The sequence below is a fragment of the Rathayibacter sp. AC451 genome, from assembly GCF_979253095.1.
In genome coordinates this window covers 158,480-176,140 of record NZ_CEEDBD010000001.1, presented here as the reverse complement: position 1 = coordinate 176,140, position 17,661 = coordinate 158,480, and the positions used below count along the sequence as shown (strand labels likewise).

Below are 17,661 nucleotides of genomic sequence, written 5' to 3'. Positions count from 1 at the left end.
TGATAGCCATGGGCATCGATCGGCTGGACGAGGGCGAGGACGACAGCCTGATCACGGGTGAGGCGATCGCCCTCGAGGTCCCTGTGACCTCCTTCGTCCTCCGGGCCTGCGGGGCGGTCATCGACCTCGTCGCCGAGATCCTCCTGGCCCTCGCGCTGTTCTACCTGGTCTCCGTCCTCGCCGGAGGGGACGGCCTCGACCCGTCCGCCGCGGCGGCCGTCGGCATCGCCGCTCTCGTCACCTCCCTCGTGCTCGTCCCGGTCGCCGTCGAGACGGCCACGCGCGGACGCTCGCTCGGGAAGCTAGCGGTCGGAGCCCGGGTCGTCCGGGACGACGGCGGAGCGATCTCCTTCCGTCACGCGCTGGTGCGCGGGATGACCGCGGTCCTCGAGATCGTGATGACGGCCGGCGGGCTCGCCGCCGTCGTCGGGCTGCTGTCCCGCCGCTCCCGACGGCTCGGCGACGTCCTCGCCGGGACTCACAGTCAGCTCGAGCGCGTCCCGTCGGTCGTGGAGCTCCGCGCCGAGGTGCCGGAGCCGCTGCTCGGCTGGGCGGCCACCGCCGATGTCGCGCGGCTCCCCGATGCTCTGGCCCGCCGGCTCGCGCAGTTCCTGCGGAACCGGACCGGGATGACCGAGCCCTCCCGCTCGCAGCTGGCCGCGTCGCTCGCGCACGAGGTGTTGGCCTCGGTGTCCCCGGTGCCCTCCGCGCCGGCGGAGGACTTCCTCCTGGCCGTCTCGGCGCTGCGCCGGGTGCGCGAGGAGCGCGCCCTGCGGCTCGCCGCCGACCGCCTCGACCGGCTCGCGCCGGTCCTGGCCGGCGCGCCGCGCGGTTTCCCCGACCGCTCGGGTCACTCCTCGGCGGACGGCTCCCGGTAGCGGATCGTCGTCCAGCCCTGCGGGACCGAGAGTCGGGCGTCGTGCGCCTCGCAGAGGTCGTAGCCGTGCGGGTCGGGCGCGGGGCTCAGCGGGCCGACGGCGACGACCGAGTCGCGGTAGTCGTAGGTCAGAGTGACGGCGGCCGGAGCCCGGCAGCCCGTCCGCGAGCACTGCCGTCCGGTCATCGCGCCCACAGTAGCAATAGGCTGGGGGCATGCCCCGTGCTCGTCGCTCCACCGCTCGTCAGGCGGCATCGGTGCGGGGCGGCTCGAGGGACAGGCACGGTCGCGGCATCCGCGGCCCCGTCACCGGGCCCCACCTGCCCCTGCTGCAGACCCGCACCGACTTCTTCGAGATGACGGTCGGATCCGCCATCGACTACCTCCGCGGCGCCTGGCCCGACGAGCTGGCGGGCATCCGCGTCGACATCGCGGCGACTCCGGACGTCGATCCTGCGCGGCTGCGGGCCACGGGCATCGCCCGCTGGCGGGTGGACCACGCCGAGCGCCGCATCACGCTCTACCGGGTGCCGATCCAGCGCCTCGCCAAGCTGCACCGTCGCGACGAGTTCCACGAGCGGATGCTCATCGAGAGCCACGTGTTCCGCGCGGTCGCCGAGCTCCTCGGCCGCGACCCGTGGGACATCTCCCCGGACCGCTTCCGCCACCTCTGACGCCCAGGGCGCCGCCGCTCAGTGCGAGTAGACCGTGATCGGCGACGAGAGCGGACCGGGCGGGACGATCGGGTAGGCCGCGAGGCGCCCGTCGCTCGCGATCGACACCGACGCCTGCACCGGCTGATCGCTCGTGACCACGAGCGGGTCGACCCCGGGGTCGACGGTCGCGGAGGCGAAGGGGCCGATCTCGACGGTGCGCGAGCCCGAGGCGGAGTCGAGCACCACGGAGGCGGTCGTGTCGCTGCCGTTCGCGAGGTGCAGGCGGGCCCCGGGCTCGCCCGTGCTGGCCACGCCGAAGGGCGTCGAGGTGGACGTGCCGGAGGCGAACCAGGCGTAGTCGGTGCCGGCGGAGCCGGTCGACGTCGTGCGTCCCGCCGCGACGACGGGCTCGTCCGAGGTGAGCGTGATGCGGTAGGAGCCCTCGGCGAGTCCCGACAGCGGGACCTCGCCGACCCGGCCGGCCGGCACGACGACCTGCGTCGACGTCCCCGCGCCGCTCGGGTCCTCGTTCGCGACCTCGATCGAGACGGTGCTGTCGGCCTCGCCGGGCGCCAGGATCCTCAGCACGGGGCTGCCGGCTCCGCCCGTGCCGTCGTCGCTGGACGTCTCGGCGGGAGGGGTCGAGATCCGGTAGCCGGAGACGACGGTCAGGGTCGACGGGGCCGCCGACGGAGCGGTCGTCTCGACGCCCACGGGGGTGAGGCCTGCGATGGCGGTGCTCTGGAGGCTCGCCGCGATCTCGCCGCCGCGCGCGGTCATCCGCACGACCGGCTGCACGACGTCGGGCGCGAGTCCTGCGAGGGGCAGTGCGCGGACGGTCCCGGGCGGCACGACGATGCCCGTCGATCCGGTGGCGGCGATCGGCCCGTTCTCGCCGTAGAGCGACAGGTCGACGGTGGCCGCCACCTCGCTCGCATTGGCGAGGACGAGGACGGAGGTCGAGCCGACGTCCGTCGAGCCGCCGACGATCCAGCTGTCGGCCGAGGGCTCGGCGCACCCCAGCGCGCTCAGACCGGAGACGGTCTCGGTCGCGATCGACTGCGTCGTCGCGCCTCCCGGCGTCGGGTCGGCGCCGGCGGGCACGACCAGGCGCGCGATCCCGCTGCCGGGCGCGGCCACGTCCGGCTCGTCGAGGACGGCGGAGTCGGTCGCGACGCCGTCCGGCCAGACGGCCGAGCGCGATCCCTCGAGGGCGCGGAGCTCCTCCGGATCGGTCGCGTCGAGGAGGTCTCCCCCGCAGACGAGAGCGCTGTCGGCGGCGACGGGGGTGACGGAGACGCCCTCCGCGGCCCGGGTCGCCGCGGGGAGCGGGAGCAGCTGGGGCAGGACGACAGCGGTGGCGGCGAGCACGACACCGACCGCGCCGACCGCGGTCCGCATCGCGTTGCGGCGGCGACGGGCGGCGGAGGCGCGCCGGTCGCGCGGAGGCTTCGGCGGGACGGTGGCGACGGAGTCCGTGCCGGCCGCCGCGCTCCGCTCCTTCGAGAGTGCACGCGCGGCTCTCCGCTCGGCGCGCGTCGGATCGACCGGGGGCGGGGGGACCGCGGGCATCTTCTTCTCCTGGTCGCGGGGATCAGACATCGTCGGTCCCGTCGTCGAACTGGCCGGTGGCCTCGCCCGGCTCGTCGTCCATGCCCGCGACGGCGGCACCCGACCGGGCGCGTTCGAGCGACATCCCCGTGGGGACGGCCAGCAGGACCGCGACGAGGAACACGAGCAGCAGAGCGGTCGTGTAGGCGATGCCGAAGGGGCCGACCACGTCCTCGGGAGCGGCCTCCACGCGCTGGTCGTCGGGGTCGACGGCGCTCCAGAGGAGGCCGTAGTTCGTGTCGCCGACCGCCGAGAACGCGGGGTTGCCGTCGAGCGAGACCGCGGCACGGGCCTGCACGGCCGACGCCGCGTCGCCCGCCTGCGTGTCGTCGGCGTCGGTGAGCACCACGAAGCGGACGCCGAGCTCGTCGAGCGCCCCCTCGACGTCGTAGCCGGAGCGCGACACGAGGTTCCCGGCGAGCTCGTCGATCTCGTCGGTCCTCTCGGCACCGGTCGCGGCGAGGGTCGACTGCTGGTCCAGCGTCGCTCCCGCGCCGCGCTCGAGACGGGCGAGGATCCCGCCGTCGTCCTGCGGCACCAGAACGATCGTGCCGACGCGCGGGTCGTTCTGCGCCTCGGCCGCGACGTACGCGGGGAGCGATCGATCGGAGGTGCTCGCGATGGACGAGCCGTCGGAGGCGGGGAACGCCAGCGCGAAGGGACCGACCGCGAGAGCGGCGGTGATCGTGACGACGAGGGCGGTCACCAGGCGCAGCGAGGGCAGAGCACCGAGCGACAGCGAGAAGCCGATCACCAGGCCGAGCCAGTAGAGGCTGAGCCCGGTACCGCTCCACACGGCCACCGACTCGGAGCCGGCGGTCGCGACCTGGATCCCCTGGGCGAGGGAGGCGGTGAGCAGGCCGGCGGCCGCGACTCCCACTCCGCCCAGGGCGGGGAGGTTGTTCGGCAGCAGGAGGGATCCGAGGGCGGCGACGATCAGCGGGAGCACGAGCACGAGGGTCGCGAGCGGAGCGGCCGCCTCGGCGATGCCGAGCCGGTCCGAGAGGAAGCCGGTCCAGTCGCCCGGCAGCCCCGCCGGGACGCCCGCGAGGAGCGAGAAGAAGTCCGCCCGGACGGAGGGCAGAGGCACTCCCGGGTCGGCGAGGACGGCCAACCAGTTCCCGCGGGGCGCATGGGCGACGACCAGGGGGAACAGCAGGGCGAACGCGGGGATCGGCAGGCCGGCGAAGCGGCCGAGGCGGCGTCCGGAGGTCGCGAGGATGACGAGCCACACCACCAGCAGCGGCAGCGACAGGATCGGAGCGCAGGCGACGACGGCGGCGGCGAGGAGCGACGCGGTGGCGGAGGCGGACCACGAGCGGTACGCGCCGAAGCCGGCGAAGAACAGCCACGGCAGCAGCACGTGCACCAGGATCGGGCCCGGCCGCCCGTCGGCCTGCGCTGCGTAGAACGCGGGGGCCAGGATCCACGCGATGGCGCCGAACGCCCGGGCGAGGGGTCGCGGCGTGATCCGCGCGACCATCAGCCAGGCGCCCATCGCGGCGAGCGGGAGCGCCGTCAGGTAGAGCAGCACCATCGCGTAGCTCGGCGACCAGAAGGTGATCGACCCCAGCACCGCGAGCACGGCGGCGAAGGGATCGGCCGCTCCGATGAAGCCGGAGCCGAGGTCGCGCCATCCGTAGGCCGCGTTGCGCCACAGCTCGGCGACCGTGGGCGAGAGGGTCAGCAGGCCGCCCCCGCTCAGGGCGGGTGCCGCGATCAGGGGCGTGTAGATGATGAGACCCGCGAGCGCTGCCGCGAGAACGACCCAGATCCCTCCGCTCTGGAAGAAGTGCAGGGGGTGCCGCTCGCGGCTCGCCTGGACCCGGACGGCGTCGTGCCGCACGGAGCGCAGCTGGCGGACGGTGTCCAGCGGGATCCGCAGCGGCGCGATCGCCTTCCAGCCCACGTTCTTCGAGGAGCGCAGGATCTTCCGCGCCCGCAGCACCTTCGTGGCGCCGAAGGCGACGACGACCGCGGCGAGCAGCTCGCCGCCGACGAGTCCCGGCTGCTTGCGGAGCAGGCGGACGACCGCGCGCCCGACGGCGAGCGGCACGAGCGAGAGCCAGTGCAGGACGAGCAGCGCCACGGGCGCGTACGCGAGGCGGCGGTGCAGCTGCGCGGTGCGGTGCTGCCTCGCGCGGCGGCGCTCCCCTCCGTCGATGCGCCGGCCGTCGGGGCGCTGCAGGCCAATGCGGGCGGTCGTGACCCGCGCGTCCGGCACCCGGCTGACGCGGTGCCCGGCCAGGCGGGTGCGGATCGAGAAGTCGAGGGCGTCGTCGACCACGGGCAGACCGGGGTCGAACCCGCCGAGCTCCTCCCACAGGGAGTGGCGCACGAGCATGCCGCCCGCGGCGACCGCGAGGACGTCGGGAGTGGCGTCGTGCTGCCCCTGGTCGAGCTCGTCCTCGACGAGGTGGACCGTGGTGCCGTAGTTCGTGATCGATTCGCCGTAGCTGCGGATGTAGCCGGACCGGGTCCAGTCCATGACCTTCGGGCCGGCGACCGCGACGGAGGGGGCGACCTCGACGGCGCCGAGTAGCGCGGCGAGCGCCCCGGGCTCGGGAGCGGAGTCCTGCGCGAGCAGCCAGAGCCACTCGTCCTCGCCCCGCGGAGGCTGCATCACGCGCACCGCGCGCGCGACGGCCTGGCCGAAGGGCAGGTTCTCGGAGACCTGGACCAGCTGGGACGGACCCCACCCCGCGAGCAGCTCGCCCGTGGCGTCCTTCGAGCCCCCGTCGACGAAGACGGTCGCGTCGGGCTGACGGGTCTGTGCTCGGAGCGCCGCGAGGGTGCGTTCCAGATACGCTGCGCCGTTGCGCGCGACGAGGACGGCGGTTACTCGGGGATACATCGCGGACCACCCTAGGCGATGCCGACGGACCACCCGCCAGCGGCTCGCCGCCCCGCCCCCCGCGCCCGCTCGCCGGCGCCCCCTCCTCGAGGGAGCCCCGTCACCGCCCGCCGCTGATCACCAGGGAGCGAGCCGACGCGGACGCTGCTCCGGGCGGCCGATCGCCTGCGCCGACGCACCGAGCCCTTCCGGCTCCCGGGCGTGCGACCGAGAAGTACGCACAACCTGAGCGGAACACGCCCCATCGCGCAAGCGGCACCAGCCATGCTCGACCCGAGCCGGATCCGTGCCACGCATCCCCTGCGGCAGCAAGCACGCGCAGCCTCGGCGGAGCGTGCCCCACCTCCCCTGCGGTAGCGAGCACGCGCAGCCTCGGCGGAGCGTGCCCCGCCGGGAGGGCGAAGAGCAGGGGGCGGAATTCAGGCCCGGCGTCGGAGCTTGCGGCGCTCGCGCTCGGACAGCCCGCCCCAGATGCCGAAGCGCTCGTCGTTCTCGAGCGCGTACTCGAGGCACTGGGAGCGCACCTCGCAGGACGTGCAGATCTTCTTCGCGTCGCGGGTGGAGCCGCCCTTCTCGGGGAAGAACGCCTCGGGGTCGGTCTGCGCGCAGAGCGAGTCGGCCTGCCAGGAGAGGGCACCGCCGGGCGCCTCGCTCTCCGTGACGATGCCGGGGCGGACGCCGGGCACGCCCAGGCGGATCGGGTCGACGAACCAGTCGTCGGGCACTCCCGCGCGTCCTGCTGCTCCGGAGAGACGGTCTGCTGCGGCGGCGTGGTCCGCTTCGGAGAAACGGTCCGCTCCGCCGACGCTGTCGGGAATCGCCATGCCGTCTCCTACCCCGCCGGTACCGATGAACGGCGACCCGCTCCTCCCGGAGGCGCCGCCCACGTAATTACATCGGTGTCATTCGCTGAGGTCAAGTCGCAGACTGTAAACCCTCAACAACCCGTGGAGGGTTCACGACACTCCGGCGTGTCGCAAGCGTGACGCCGGAGTGCCGTCGGTCAGGAGGTCGCCGCGCTCCGCGCGCTCCAGGCGCTCTCGACCATGTCGGAGAGCGAGTGGCGCATCTCCCAGCCGAGGTCGCGCGCCGCGCGCTCCCCCGACGCAACGATGCGCGGCGGGTCGCCCGGACGGCGGGGAGCAGTCTCGGGCTCGAAGGCGATGCCGGTGGTCTCGGCAATGGCGCGCATGATCTCGCCGACCGAGGCGCCGTCGCCGCTGCCCAGGTTGTAGACCGGCTCGATCGGCTCGCCGGCCGCCAGGCGGCGGGCCGCGGCGACGTGGGCGAGGGCGAGGTCGGCCACGTGGATGTAGTCGCGGACGCACGTCCCGTCGGGCGTGGGGTAGTCGGCGCCGTTGATGCGCGGCGTGCGACCCGCCAGCAGCGCCTCGAAGACGAGGGGGAAGAGGTTGTGCGGACTCGTGTCGTACACGTCCGGGTAGCCGGAGCCGACGACGTTGAAGTAGCGGAGCGAGGCGTGCCGCACGCCCCACGCGCGCCCCGCGTCGGCGAGGAGCCACTCCCCGATCAGCTTGGTCTCGCCGTAGGGCGACTCCGGGCTCTTGGGGGTCTCCTCGGTGACCAGCTCGACGTCGACCGCTCCGTAGACCGCGGCGCTGGAGGAGAACACGATCGAGGACACGCCCGCGCGCTCCATCGCCGCGAGGACCCGGAGGGTCGCGGTCACGTTCTGCTCGTACGTGTGCAGCGGCCGCTGCACCGAGACGCCCGCGTACTTGAAGCCCGCGACGTGCACGACCCCCTCGATGTCGTTCTCGGCGAAGGCGCGGTCGAGCAGCGCCTCGTCGAGGATCGAGCCGCGGTAGAAGGGGACGCCCTCGGGCACGAACGAGGCGTGGCCCGACGAGAGGTCGTCGATGACGACGGGGTCGATGCCCTGCTCGGAGAAGGCCCGGACGACGTGCGCCCCGATGTACCCGGCTCCTCCGGTGACCAGCCATGCCATGTGCGTCCTCCTCGTGATCCACGTCGGCCGTCGACGTCAGCGCTCGGCGCCGTCGCTACCCTATCGGCGCGGTACGACGGCGCAGGACTGGCAGGAACGGGACGCCGAGCGCTATCCTGCCACCGTGCTCCACTCCGTCGCCCTCGTCGCGCTGCCCGGCTTCGCCCCGTTCGAGTTCGGGGTCGTCTGCGAGGTCTTCGGGATCGACCGGAGCGAGCAGGGCGGGCCGCGTTTCGACTTCCGGGTCGTCACCGCCGATCCGGGTCCGGTGCCCATGAGCCTCGGCCTCGACACGATCGTGCTCGACGGTCTCGACACGGCCGAGAGCGCCGACCTGATCGCGATCCCGGCACTCCCGCGCGGACCCGTCGACGAGCGCGTCCTGGCCCTGCTGCGCCGCGCGCACGAGCGGGGGGCGTGGATCCTGAGCGTCTGCAGCGGTGCGTTCGTGCTCGCCCAGGCGGGACTGCTCGACGGTCGGCGTGCGACGACCCACTGGATGCACGCGCAGGAGCTCGCCGAGCGCTTCCCCGCGGTCCGGGTCGATCCCGACGTCCTCTTCGTGCAGGAGGGGCGGATCGTCACCAGTGCCGGCACGGCCGCGGGCATCGACGCGTGCCTGCACATCGTCCGGGAGGAGTGCGGGGCCGCCGCCGCGAACGTCGTAGCGCGGCGCATGGTGGTGCCGCCGCAGCGCCACGGAGGGCAGGCCCAGTACATCCGCACCCCCGTCCCCGAGGTGCGGGCCGACTCCTTCGCCGAGGTCACGGAGTGGATGCTCGACAACCTCGACCAGGAGCTGTCGGTCGAGACGCTCGCCCGGCGGGCGCTGATGTCGCCCCGGACCTTCGCACGGCGGTTCCGCGCCGACCTCGGCACGACTCCGCTCGCCTGGCTCAACCGGCAGCGGCTCCTGCGCGCCCAGCAGCTGCTCGAGGAGACGGACCTGACCCTCGAGACCATCGCCGGACGCGTCGGCTTCGGCACCGCCGCCGTCATGCGGCACCACTTCGTGCGGGTGCTGCAGACGACGCCGGCCGCGTACCGGCGGACCTTCGCCTGCGCCGCGGCGTCCTGACGCGCGCCGCCGCCGGGGGTGCCGCGTCCTACAGCGTCGCGACGAAGAGCGTGCCCGTGCCGGTCACCGAGAGCCCACCCTCGGACGGAGTGACGAAGACGCTGGCGCCGCGCTCGACGCGCGCCTCCCCCTCCGCCCCGCGCAGCACGAAGGCGCCCGAGGTCGCGATCGCGATGGCCGGCCCGGTCAGGGCCAGCTCGACGGCGTCCTCCGAGACGGGCTCGATGACGGCGAGCACGAAGTCCGGCACGTCGGGGCGGTAGATCCGGAGTCCGGGAGCGGCGTCCTCGGCGGCGAGGTAGGGCACCGGCAGCGGCGAGAACTCGAGCACGTCCAGAAGCTCGGGCACATCGATGTGCTTGGGGGTGAGCCCGCCCCGCAGCACGTTGTCGGACGCCGCCATCAGCTCGACCCCTGTGCCGTGCAGATACGCGTGGATGTTGCCCGCGGGGAGGTAGAGCACCTCGCCGCGGGCGAGTCGCACGCGGTTCAGCAGGAGCGAGAGGACGATCCCCGGGTCGCCCGGGTAGCTGTCGGCGAGGTCGCCCACGGTGCGGAGCTCGAGCCGCTCGTCGCCGGCGGCCGCGCGCACGACGGCGTCGACGAGCGCCGCCACCTCGGCGCGGTCGCCGTCGGCGAGGAGCCAGGACACGGCACCGCGGAGGACCTGCTCGGCCTCCCCGTCGAGGGTCGCCGCGAACGCGAGGACCGCGTCGGCGCCGGCGTCCGGCAGACGGGCGGCGAGCTCCGCGAGCAGCGAGCGCGTGCTCTCGGGATCGCGGAAGCCGCACAGGGCGTCGAAGCTCTCGCTCAGCGCGTAGATCAGCTCGGGCTTGTGGAACGGGTCCTTGTAGTTGCGGTTCGCGGCCTCCCGCGCGATGCCCGCCTCGTCCTCCTCGACGAAACGGCGCTGCGCGGTCTCGGCCGAGGGGTGCGCCTGGAGCGAGAGAGGAGCGCCGGCGGCGAGGATCTTCAGGAGGAACGGCAGCCGGGGCTCGCCCGAGACCGGGTCGACCGAGCCCTGCACTCCGGCGAGCGCCGCCTCGGGCTCCCGGGCGATGAAGTCGGCGAGGGTGCGGGCGCCGACCCGGTCCGGCTCGAGGATCCTCGACGGCGATCCGGCGTGTGCACCGAGCCACAGCTCCGCCTCCGGGCCGCCCGAGGCCGGCGTGCCGAGCGCGTCGGAGATGCCGGTGGAGGAGCCCCAGGCGTAGTCGCGGGGGGTGTTGCCGATCGGGATGAACACGGGGCGGGCCTTTCCGTCCGGGGAGCAGTGGGAGCCGCGCCGTCCGGACCCTGCCGGGGCCGCTCCGCTGCGACGGTAGCAGGATCCACAACGGCGACCGCTGGTCGCGGGCACCGGGTTGGCGCTCCCCTCCACCGTTCGTGCCCCGACGGCGTGGTCTTCGTACGCTGGCGGGAGCCGCGTCGCCGCCGCTGGAACACAGGGGCGGCCCGGCTCGAGCGAGGGAGCGACGGAGCACATGGACAGCACGATCTTCGAGACGTTGGCGGCCGACTTCTACGGGTTCGCGGGGAGCCTCTCCCCCGCCGAGAAGGAGCTCCTCGCGGGCATGCGCTCGTTCCTCGAGGAGCAGGTGCGCCCGATCGCCGACGACTACTGGGAGCGCGCCGAGTTCCCCCGCCACCTGGTGCCCGGCATCCACGCCACCGGCGCGATCGGACTGTCGTGGCCCGGCACCCGGGCGATCGAGAACTCCGCGGTCTTCCGCGGCTGGGTGGCGCTGGAGTTCGGTCGGGTCGACGCGGGCATCGCGACCTACGTCGGCGTGCAGAACGGGCTCGTGATGGGCACGGTCCAGGTGACGGGCTCGGACGAGCAGCGCGCGGAATGGCTGCCGAGGCTCGCGTCGGGCGAGGTGATCGGAGCCTTCGGGCTGACCGAGCCGCAGTCCGGCTCCGACTCCGCCCAGGGCCTGCGGACGACGGCGCGGCGCGAGGGCGACGAGTGGGTCCTCGACGGGGAGAAGCGCTGGATCGGCAACGCGACGTTCAGCGACATCACCGTGATCTGGGCCAAGGACGTCGCCGATCAGCAGGTGAAGGGGTTCCTGGTCCCGACCTCGACGCCGGGCTACCGTGCCACCGCGATCGCCCGCAAGCAGAGCCTGCGCACGATCCAGAACGCCGACATCGTGCTCGAGGGCGTGCGGGTCCCGGAGTCGCTCCGCCTGCAGAACGCGAACTCGTTCCGCGACACCGCGAAGGTGCTGCGCCTGACGCGCGCCGAGGTGGCGTGGCAGGCGATCGGAGTCGCGATCGGCGCCTACGACGCGGCACTGCGCTACGCCCGCGAGCGCGTCCAGTTCGGCAAGCCGCTGGTCGGCCACCAGCTCGTGCAGGACCTGCTCGTCAAGAGCATCGGCAACATCACCGCCAGCATCGCTCTGGCGACGCGGGTGTCCGAGATGCTCGACGCGGGCGAGCAGCGCGACGAGCACTCCGCCCTCGCCAAGGCCTACACGACGGCGCGGATGCGGGAGACGGTCGCCTGGTGCCGCGAGGTGATGGGCGGCAACGGCATCGTCCTCGACTACGGAGTCGCCCGCTTCTTCGCCGACGCGGAGGCGCTCTACTCCTACGAGGGCACCCGCGAGATGAACACTCTCATCGTCGGCCGCGCCATCACCGGGACGGCGGCGTTCGTCTGATCCGCAGTTGCGCGGCCCCTCTCTAGACTGATCGCCATGATCCGTCGTGCCGCGCCCTCCGCTCCCCGGGTGCTCGCGGTCGCCGTGCTGACGGTCCTGATCTCCGGGCAGGCCCTGCGGAACCTGGCCGGGTGGTGGGGCTGGGGCCTCGTCGTCGGCGCTCTCCTCGTCGCGGTCGTCGTCGTCGTCGTGCGCGAGCGGCCGAGGCTGCTCTGGAGCCGCACGCCCAAGTCGCTCCTCGCGTTCCTGTGCCTCGTCGTCCTGTCGCTGCTCTGGTCCGCGTACCCCGGTGCGAGCGCGATCGGAGTCACCGCGCAACTCGCCACGACCTTCGGAGGCGTCGCCCTCGGGCTCCTGCTCGGCACCGGCGCCTTCGTCACCGCTCTCGGGCGAGCCCTGCGGATCACGGTCGGCCTCTCGCTCCTCTTCGAGCTGGTGGTCGCCGTCGTCGTGCGGCAGAGCGTGCTCCCCCTCGTCATCGACCTCCCGGCGAGCGGCCGGATCCCCGACGCCTTCTACTGGTCGCAGGCCGCCCTGTTCACGGGCGACCCGATCCAGGGCATCGTCGGCAACCGCAATCTGCTGGGGTTCGCGGCCCTGCTCGGCCTCGTCGTGGTGCTCCTCGAGCTCGCGGCGCGCACCGTCCGGCGGCGCTGGGGCGTCGTGTGGGCGCTGGTGTTCGCCGCGACCCTGCTGCTCACCCGCTCGTCGACCGTGCTGCTCTGCCTCGTCGCCGTCGCCCTCGCCGCGGTGTTCGCGCTCTGGGCCCGCCGCCGGGGCGAGGACGGACGCCGGCCGGTGTACCTCACCGCGGCCGCCGTCGCAGCGGTGCTCGCCCTCGGTCTGCTCGCGGGCCGGGGTGCGCTCCTCGCCCTCCTGGGCAAGAGCGAGGACGCGACCGGCCGCCTCGACATCTGGAGCGCGGTCGCGGCCCTCGCCGCCGAGCGCCCGGTGCTCGGCTGGGGCTGGGTCAGCTACTGGGCGCCCTGGGCCGCGCCGTTCGACACGCTCGCCGAGCGCAAGGGCGTCCTCTACCTCCAGGCCCACAACGCCGCGCTCGACGTCTGGTTCCAGCTGGGCGCCGTCGGTCTCGTGCTCTTCACGGCGCTCGTCGTCTCGACCCTCTGGCGCTCCTGGTTCCGCGCCGTCGACCGACCCCGCCGCAGCGCCACCGCCGCGCTCCCCTACTCCACCCTCTCTCTCGCTCCGCTCCTGATCGTCGTCGCCCTGCTCGCGCAGTCGCTGGCCGAGAGCCGTCTGCTGATCGAGAGCGGCTGGCTCCTGCTCGTCGCCCTCGCCGTGCTGACGAAGCAGCCCGCGAACGAGGCGGAGGAGGCCCTGGCGGCCGAGCCCGTCCCCCTCGCCGGCGAGCGCGCAGGGCGATGACGGGCCGGCGTCCGTCCGCTCTCCCGCCGTACCTGTCGGACGCGGTGGCCTCGCCGCAGTTCGCGGCCGCCCTCGCCCAGTCCACCCTCGTGGTGGTGCTCTGCGCGCCCGCCGTCCGCGGGGTGATCGGCTGGCCCGGCTACATCGCGGCCATCGCCACGCTGACCGTCCTCGCCGCGGCGATGATCGTCCTGCGCCGCGGGATGCTCGACTGGGAGGGGCTGCTGCCGACCAGCATCCTCGTGTTCCTGGGGTGGATCGCGCTGAGCGTGCTCTGGAGCGGGTACCAGTGGTCGACGGTCTCGGGTGTCGTCTACCAGCTCGCGCTCGCGTTCCTCGCCGTCGCGATCGGGGTGACCCGCGACATCATCCAGATCATCCGCTCGGTCGGCGACGTCCTGCGCTTCGTGCTGATCGCCTCCGTCGCCGTCGAGGTGGTGGCGGGCGTGCTGATCGACCGGCCGCTGCGCTTCCTCGGCGTCGAGGGCCAGCTCGCGGTCGGCGGTCCGATCCAGGGCCTCGTCGGCACCCGGAACCAGCTCGGACTGGTCTGCCTGCTCGCCGTGGTCACGTTCGCGGTCGAGCTGATGACCCGTTCCGTCGCGCGCGGCCCGGCGATCTCCTCCCTCGCCCTCGCCGTCGTCACCCTGCTCTTCACCCGGTCGGCCGTGAGCGCGGGGGTGCTGGTGGTCGCCGCCGTCGTCGCTCTCGCACTGCGCTGGGTGCGGCGCGGAGACAGCGAGCACCGGCGGACCCGGCAGTACGCCACCCTCGGAGTCGCCGTCGCCGCCGCTCTCGCCGCCTGGATCTTCCGCTCGCGGATCATCGCCCTGCTCAACGCGGGCAGCGAGTTCGAGTTCCGGCTCACCCTGTGGCAGCAGGTGTGGCGCTTCACCGACCTCGATCCGCTGATCGGCTGGGGCTGGGTCGGCTACTGGCGCACCGACATGTACCCCTTCAACGCCATCGACTACCTCTCGGGCCGGCCGCACTCATCGAGCCTGAACGCCCTGTTCGACCTCGCCCTGCAGGTCGGCGTGGTCGGCGCCGCGCTCTTCGTGGCGCTCGTCGGGCTCGCACTGTGGCGGTCCTGGCTGATCGCGTCCGAGCGCAAGGCGGTCGTGCACGTGTGGCCGGTGATGGTGCTCACGGTGCTGGTCGTCACCGGACTCGCCGAGAGCTCGATCCTGCTCGACGCCGGCTGGCTGCTCGTGGTGATCTGCGCCATGCGCGCCGCGCAGGGGCTCAGCTGGCGGCGCCTCCTGCACCCGCGCGACTGATCCGGCGGCGCCGGGATCCCCGGCGGACGCGCCGTCCCTCCGCCACGGCGCGGAACACCTCGAGGTGCTCCCGGCGGCAGCGCTCCCAGTCGAAGCGGGCGGCCCGGGCCAGGCCCAGCGGAGCGAGCTCCTCGCGTCGGGCGATCGCCTCGAGGATTCCGTCGGCGATCGAGCGCGGATCGAGCGGATCGACGTACACGGCGGCGTCCCCGCAGATCTCGGGCAGGGATCCGGCATCGGCCGCCGCGACCGGGCATCCGGACGCCATCGCCTCGATCGGCGGGAAGCCGAAGCCCTCGTAGAGGCTGGGGAACGCGAGCACCGCCGCCCGCCGGTACAGCTCGGCGAGCTCCTCGGGATCGACGTGGCCGTGCCACTCCACGAAGTCGGGCAGCTCGCCCAGCCGGTCGAGGTCCCCACCGGTCAGCACGAGGCGCAGGTCGTGTCCGTCGGCGCGCAGCAGCCGCATCGCCTCGAACAGCCGCACGTGGTTCTTGTGCGGCCACGCGCGCGCCGGGAAGAAGACGAAGTCGTCGCGCTCGCCGAGGTTCGCCCGGAACCGCGAGGTGTCCACGCCCAGGTGCGAGACGTGCACCCGCTCCTCCGGGATCCCGAGCAGCTCGACGATGCGGCCCTTGGTGAAGGCGCTGATCGTGATGACCGCGTCGGCGCGGCGGGCCGTCGCCTCGTAGGCGACGCGGCGGAACACGCGCTCGACGCGGGGGAAGAGCTCGGGGAGGTCGCGGTGCTGGAGGTCGAACAGCATCTGCACGTGGCCCTGGCGCCGCGAGGGCCACGGCAGCGGAACCGTGAACGGGAAGTAGAGGATCTCGTCACGATCCAGCCGCCGCCTCAGCCGCACGGTGCGCGCGAGCGCCTGCAGCATGCCGATCGCCCGTCGGCGGTGCCCCGCTCCGCTGATGACTCCGTCCGCGACCTGCTCCGGGACGCCCTCGCTGAAGCCGCGCGCGTTCTCGGGCACCAGCACGCGCACGCGAAGTCCCTCCTCGCCGGGACGCGGCACCAGGAGGCGCGTCAGCGCGCGGGCGTAGGTCTCCCCGCCGCCCATCCCGCCCGGGTCGACGGTGAGCACGGCGAGGGTGACGGGGAGCGGTTCCGGCATGGCGTCCAATCGTGTCCGAGACGGGTCAGGATACCGGCGCGCGGTGCCGCCCCGCCGGTCCCGATCCGGACGGCGCGGGAGGCGATGGGTAGTATGTAGCCCGCTGTCATCGACCCACGACGAAACGGACCACCACGTGCCCCGCGCTTTGATCACCGGAATCACCGGCCAGGACGGCCTCTACCTCGCCGAGCTGCTGCTCTCGAAGGGCTACGAGGTCTTCGGCCTGGTCCGCGGGCAGAACAACCCGAAGTACGAGCTCGTGCGCCGGGTCGTGCCCGAGGTGACGCTGCTCACCGGTGACCTCACCGACGTCTCGAGCCTCGTCCGCGTGCTCGCCGTCGCCCAGCCCGACGAGGTCTACAACCTCGGCGCCATCTCCTTCGTGGCGTACTCGTGGGAGAACGCGTCCCTCACCTCCGACGTCACCGGCAAGGGCGTGCTCAACATCCTCGAGGCGACCCGCCTCTACGCCGGCGACGACATGTCGCGCGTGAAGTTCTACCAGGCGTCCTCCTCCGAGATGTTCGGCAAGGTCCAGCAGGTGCCGCAGCGCGAGGAGACCCTCCTCTGGCCGCGCTCGCCCTACGGCGTCGCCAAGGTGTTCGGTCACTACATGACCATCAACTACCGCGAGTCCTACGGCATGCACGCCTCGTCGGGCATCCTGTTCAACCACGAGTCGCCCCGCCGCGGCCCGGAGTTCGTGACCCGCAAGATCAGCCTCGCTGTCGCCCGCATCAAACTGGGCCTGCAGGACACCATCGAGCTCGGCAACCTCGACGCGAAGCGCGACTGGGGATTCGCCGGCGACTACGTCGACGCGATGTGGCGCATGCTGCAGCAGCCCGAGGGCGACGACTTCGTGGTCGCGACCGGCGAGACCCACGAGATCCGCGAGTACCTCGACATCGCGTTCCAGCACGTCGGCATCGACGACTGGACCCCCTACGTCACGCAGAACCCCGCGTTCATGCGCCCCGCCGAGGTCGACCTCCTCATCGGCGACCCGTCGAAGGCCCGCGACGTCCTCGGCTGGGAGCCCAAGGTCTCCTTCCCCGAGCTGGTCGCGATGATGGTCGAGAACGACCTCGTCGAGCAGACCGCGCTGATCAAGTAGTCATGCCCTCCGCTCTCGTCACCGGGGCGAGCGGGCAGGACGGGGGCTACCTCGTCGAGCGCCTGCTCGAGGACGGCTGGGACGTCACCGCGCTCGTGCGCGGGGACGACTCCGGTCTCCCGGCCGCCGTCCGCTCCCTCGAGGGCGACCTCCGCGACGCCACCGGCCTCGGCCGGGTCGTCGCGGAGGCGGCGCCGGACACGATCTTCCACCTGGCCGGGCTGTCCTCCGTCGCCCTGTCCTGGCAGGAGCCGGTGCTGACCGCCGAGGTCACCGGCACGGCCGTCGCCGCACTGCTCGAGGCGGCGCTGTCGCTGCAGGAGTCGACCGGCCGCGAGGTGCGCTTCGTGCAGGCCTCCTCCAGCGAGATCTTCGGAGCCGCGGTCGAGAACCCGCAGACGGAGTCGACTCCGATCCGCCCGGTGTCGCCCTACGGCGCCGCCAAGGCGTTCGCGCACCTGCTCGTGGGCGTCTACCGCGGTCGCGGGCTGCACGCCTCCTCCGGCATCCTCTACAACCACGAGTCGCCCCGCCGGCCCGAGGCCTTCGTCACGCGCAAGATCACCGCGGGCGTCGCGGCGATCGCCGCGGGAACGGCGACCGAGCTGTCCCTCGGCAACCTCGACGTCCGCCGCGACTGGGGCTGGGCTCCCGACTACGTCGACGCCCTCGTCCGCGCGTCGCGGGCCGACGAGGCGGGCGACTACGTCGTGGCGACGGGAGTCGCGCACTCCGTCCGCGAGTTCGTCGCCGCCGCCTTCACCGCCGCCGGGATCGACGACTGGGAGCGCCTCGTCGTCCTCGATCCGCGCTTCGCCCGCCCGGTCGACGCCCCGGAGATGCGCGGCGACGCCTCCCGCGCCCGCGACGTCCTCGGCTGGCGGCCGACCGTCGCCTTCGAGGAGATCGTGGCCCGCATGGTCGCGCACGACCTCGACCTCGCCCGGCGCGCGAGCTGAGCCACCGGGCCTCCGTCTCCCGCCTCTCCCGGGGCTCCGAGCGGACGGAACCGTACAATGATCCCGCTGCCGCCAC

Annotated in this window: 15 protein-coding genes; 8 read left to right on the top strand and 7 right to left on the bottom strand. The window is 73.4% G+C overall.

Annotated features, from left to right (window positions below):
- Nucleotides 1-8: 8 nt before the first annotated feature.
- On the top strand, nucleotides 9-878 hold the full coding sequence (locus AC0CID_RS00830; protein ID WP_465225454.1) for an RDD family protein: 870 nt from the start codon (nucleotides 9-11) through the stop codon (nucleotides 876-878).
- Here AC0CID_RS00830 and AC0CID_RS00825 read toward each other — a convergent pair.
- Nucleotides 851-1,063, bottom strand: a complete 213-nt coding sequence (locus AC0CID_RS00825; RefSeq protein ID WP_465225453.1) for a DUF3499 family protein — start codon at nucleotides 1,061-1,063, stop codon at nucleotides 851-853. The genes AC0CID_RS00830 and AC0CID_RS00825 overlap by 28 nt on opposite strands.
- A gap of 29 nt (nucleotides 1,064-1,092) precedes the next feature.
- Between AC0CID_RS00825 and AC0CID_RS00820 the strand changes: the two genes are divergently transcribed.
- On the top strand, nucleotides 1,093-1,551 hold the full coding sequence (locus AC0CID_RS00820) for a metallopeptidase family protein (RefSeq protein WP_465225452.1): 459 nt from the start codon (nucleotides 1,093-1,095) through the stop codon (nucleotides 1,549-1,551).
- A gap of 18 nt (nucleotides 1,552-1,569) precedes the next feature.
- On the opposite strand, the gene AC0CID_RS00815 is transcribed toward AC0CID_RS00820, so the two are convergent.
- The 4 genes from AC0CID_RS00815 to galE form a co-directional block, all read right to left on the bottom strand.
- A complete protein-coding gene (locus AC0CID_RS00815) occupies nucleotides 1,570-3,105 on the bottom strand; it encodes a DUF5719 family protein (RefSeq protein WP_465225451.1) in 1,536 nt (511 codons plus the stop codon).
- A gap of 22 nt (nucleotides 3,106-3,127) precedes the next feature.
- Nucleotides 3,128-5,998 (bottom strand): glycosyltransferase, encoded by a 2,871-nt coding sequence (locus AC0CID_RS00810; RefSeq protein WP_465225450.1) that lies wholly within the window; start codon nucleotides 5,996-5,998, stop codon nucleotides 3,128-3,130.
- A 419-nt stretch (nucleotides 5,999-6,417) separates the two neighbouring features.
- Complete coding sequence (locus tag AC0CID_RS00805) at nucleotides 6,418-6,822, bottom strand: WhiB family transcriptional regulator (protein WP_465225449.1); 405 nt, start codon at nucleotides 6,820-6,822, stop codon at nucleotides 6,418-6,420.
- Nucleotides 6,823-7,001: 179 nt separating this feature from the next.
- Entirely contained in the window at nucleotides 7,002-7,967 is a 966-nt protein-coding gene (galE, locus tag AC0CID_RS00800; RefSeq protein ID WP_465225448.1) for a UDP-glucose 4-epimerase GalE, read from the bottom strand.
- A 124-nt stretch (nucleotides 7,968-8,091) separates the two neighbouring features.
- Between galE and AC0CID_RS00795 the strand changes: the two genes are divergently transcribed.
- On the top strand, nucleotides 8,092-9,045 hold the full coding sequence (locus tag AC0CID_RS00795; protein WP_465225447.1) for a GlxA family transcriptional regulator: 954 nt from the start codon (nucleotides 8,092-8,094) through the stop codon (nucleotides 9,043-9,045).
- A gap of 28 nt (nucleotides 9,046-9,073) precedes the next feature.
- Here the strand turns inward: AC0CID_RS00795 and manA are convergent, their stop codons facing one another.
- Entirely contained in the window at nucleotides 9,074-10,291 is a 1,218-nt protein-coding gene (gene manA, locus AC0CID_RS00790) for a mannose-6-phosphate isomerase, class I (protein ID WP_465225446.1), read from the bottom strand.
- Between the two features lie 238 nt (nucleotides 10,292-10,529).
- Here manA and AC0CID_RS00785 point away from each other — a divergent pair, with 238 nt between their 5' ends.
- The 3 genes from AC0CID_RS00785 to AC0CID_RS00775 are packed head-to-tail and all read left to right on the top strand — an operon-like array spanning nucleotide 10,530 to nucleotide 14,383.
- Entirely contained in the window at nucleotides 10,530-11,717 is a 1,188-nt protein-coding gene (locus AC0CID_RS00785; protein ID WP_465225445.1) for an acyl-CoA dehydrogenase family protein, read from the top strand.
- 36 nt (nucleotides 11,718-11,753) lie between these two features.
- Entirely contained in the window at nucleotides 11,754-13,103 is a 1,350-nt protein-coding gene (locus AC0CID_RS00780; protein ID WP_465225444.1) for an O-antigen ligase family protein, read from the top strand.
- Nucleotides 13,100-14,383: an O-antigen ligase family protein gene (locus AC0CID_RS00775; RefSeq protein WP_465225443.1), complete on the top strand. Its 1,284-nt coding sequence runs from the start codon at nucleotides 13,100-13,102 to the stop codon at nucleotides 14,381-14,383. The genes AC0CID_RS00780 and AC0CID_RS00775 overlap by 4 nt, the downstream gene beginning before the upstream one ends.
- Here AC0CID_RS00775 and AC0CID_RS00770 read toward each other — a convergent pair.
- Nucleotides 14,349-15,506: a glycosyltransferase family 4 protein gene (locus tag AC0CID_RS00770; protein WP_465225442.1), complete on the bottom strand. Its 1,158-nt coding sequence runs from the start codon at nucleotides 15,504-15,506 to the stop codon at nucleotides 14,349-14,351. The two genes, AC0CID_RS00775 and AC0CID_RS00770, sit on opposite strands and share 35 nt — an antisense overlap.
- Before the next feature lie 136 nt (nucleotides 15,507-15,642).
- On the opposite strand from AC0CID_RS00770, the gene AC0CID_RS00765 reads away from it, so the two are divergent.
- Together AC0CID_RS00765 and AC0CID_RS00760 are read left to right on the top strand one after the other, a co-directional pair.
- Nucleotides 15,643-16,626 carry a GDP-mannose 4,6-dehydratase gene (locus AC0CID_RS00765; RefSeq protein ID WP_251944200.1) on the top strand — a complete coding sequence of 328 codons (984 nt, stop codon included), beginning with the start codon at nucleotides 15,643-15,645 and terminating at the stop codon, nucleotides 16,624-16,626.
- 2 nt (nucleotides 16,627-16,628) lie between these two features.
- Nucleotides 16,629-17,585, top strand: a complete 957-nt coding sequence (locus AC0CID_RS00760) for a GDP-mannose 4,6-dehydratase (protein ID WP_465225441.1) — start codon at nucleotides 16,629-16,631, stop codon at nucleotides 17,583-17,585.
- The last annotated feature ends 76 nt before the right edge of the window (nucleotides 17,586-17,661 follow it).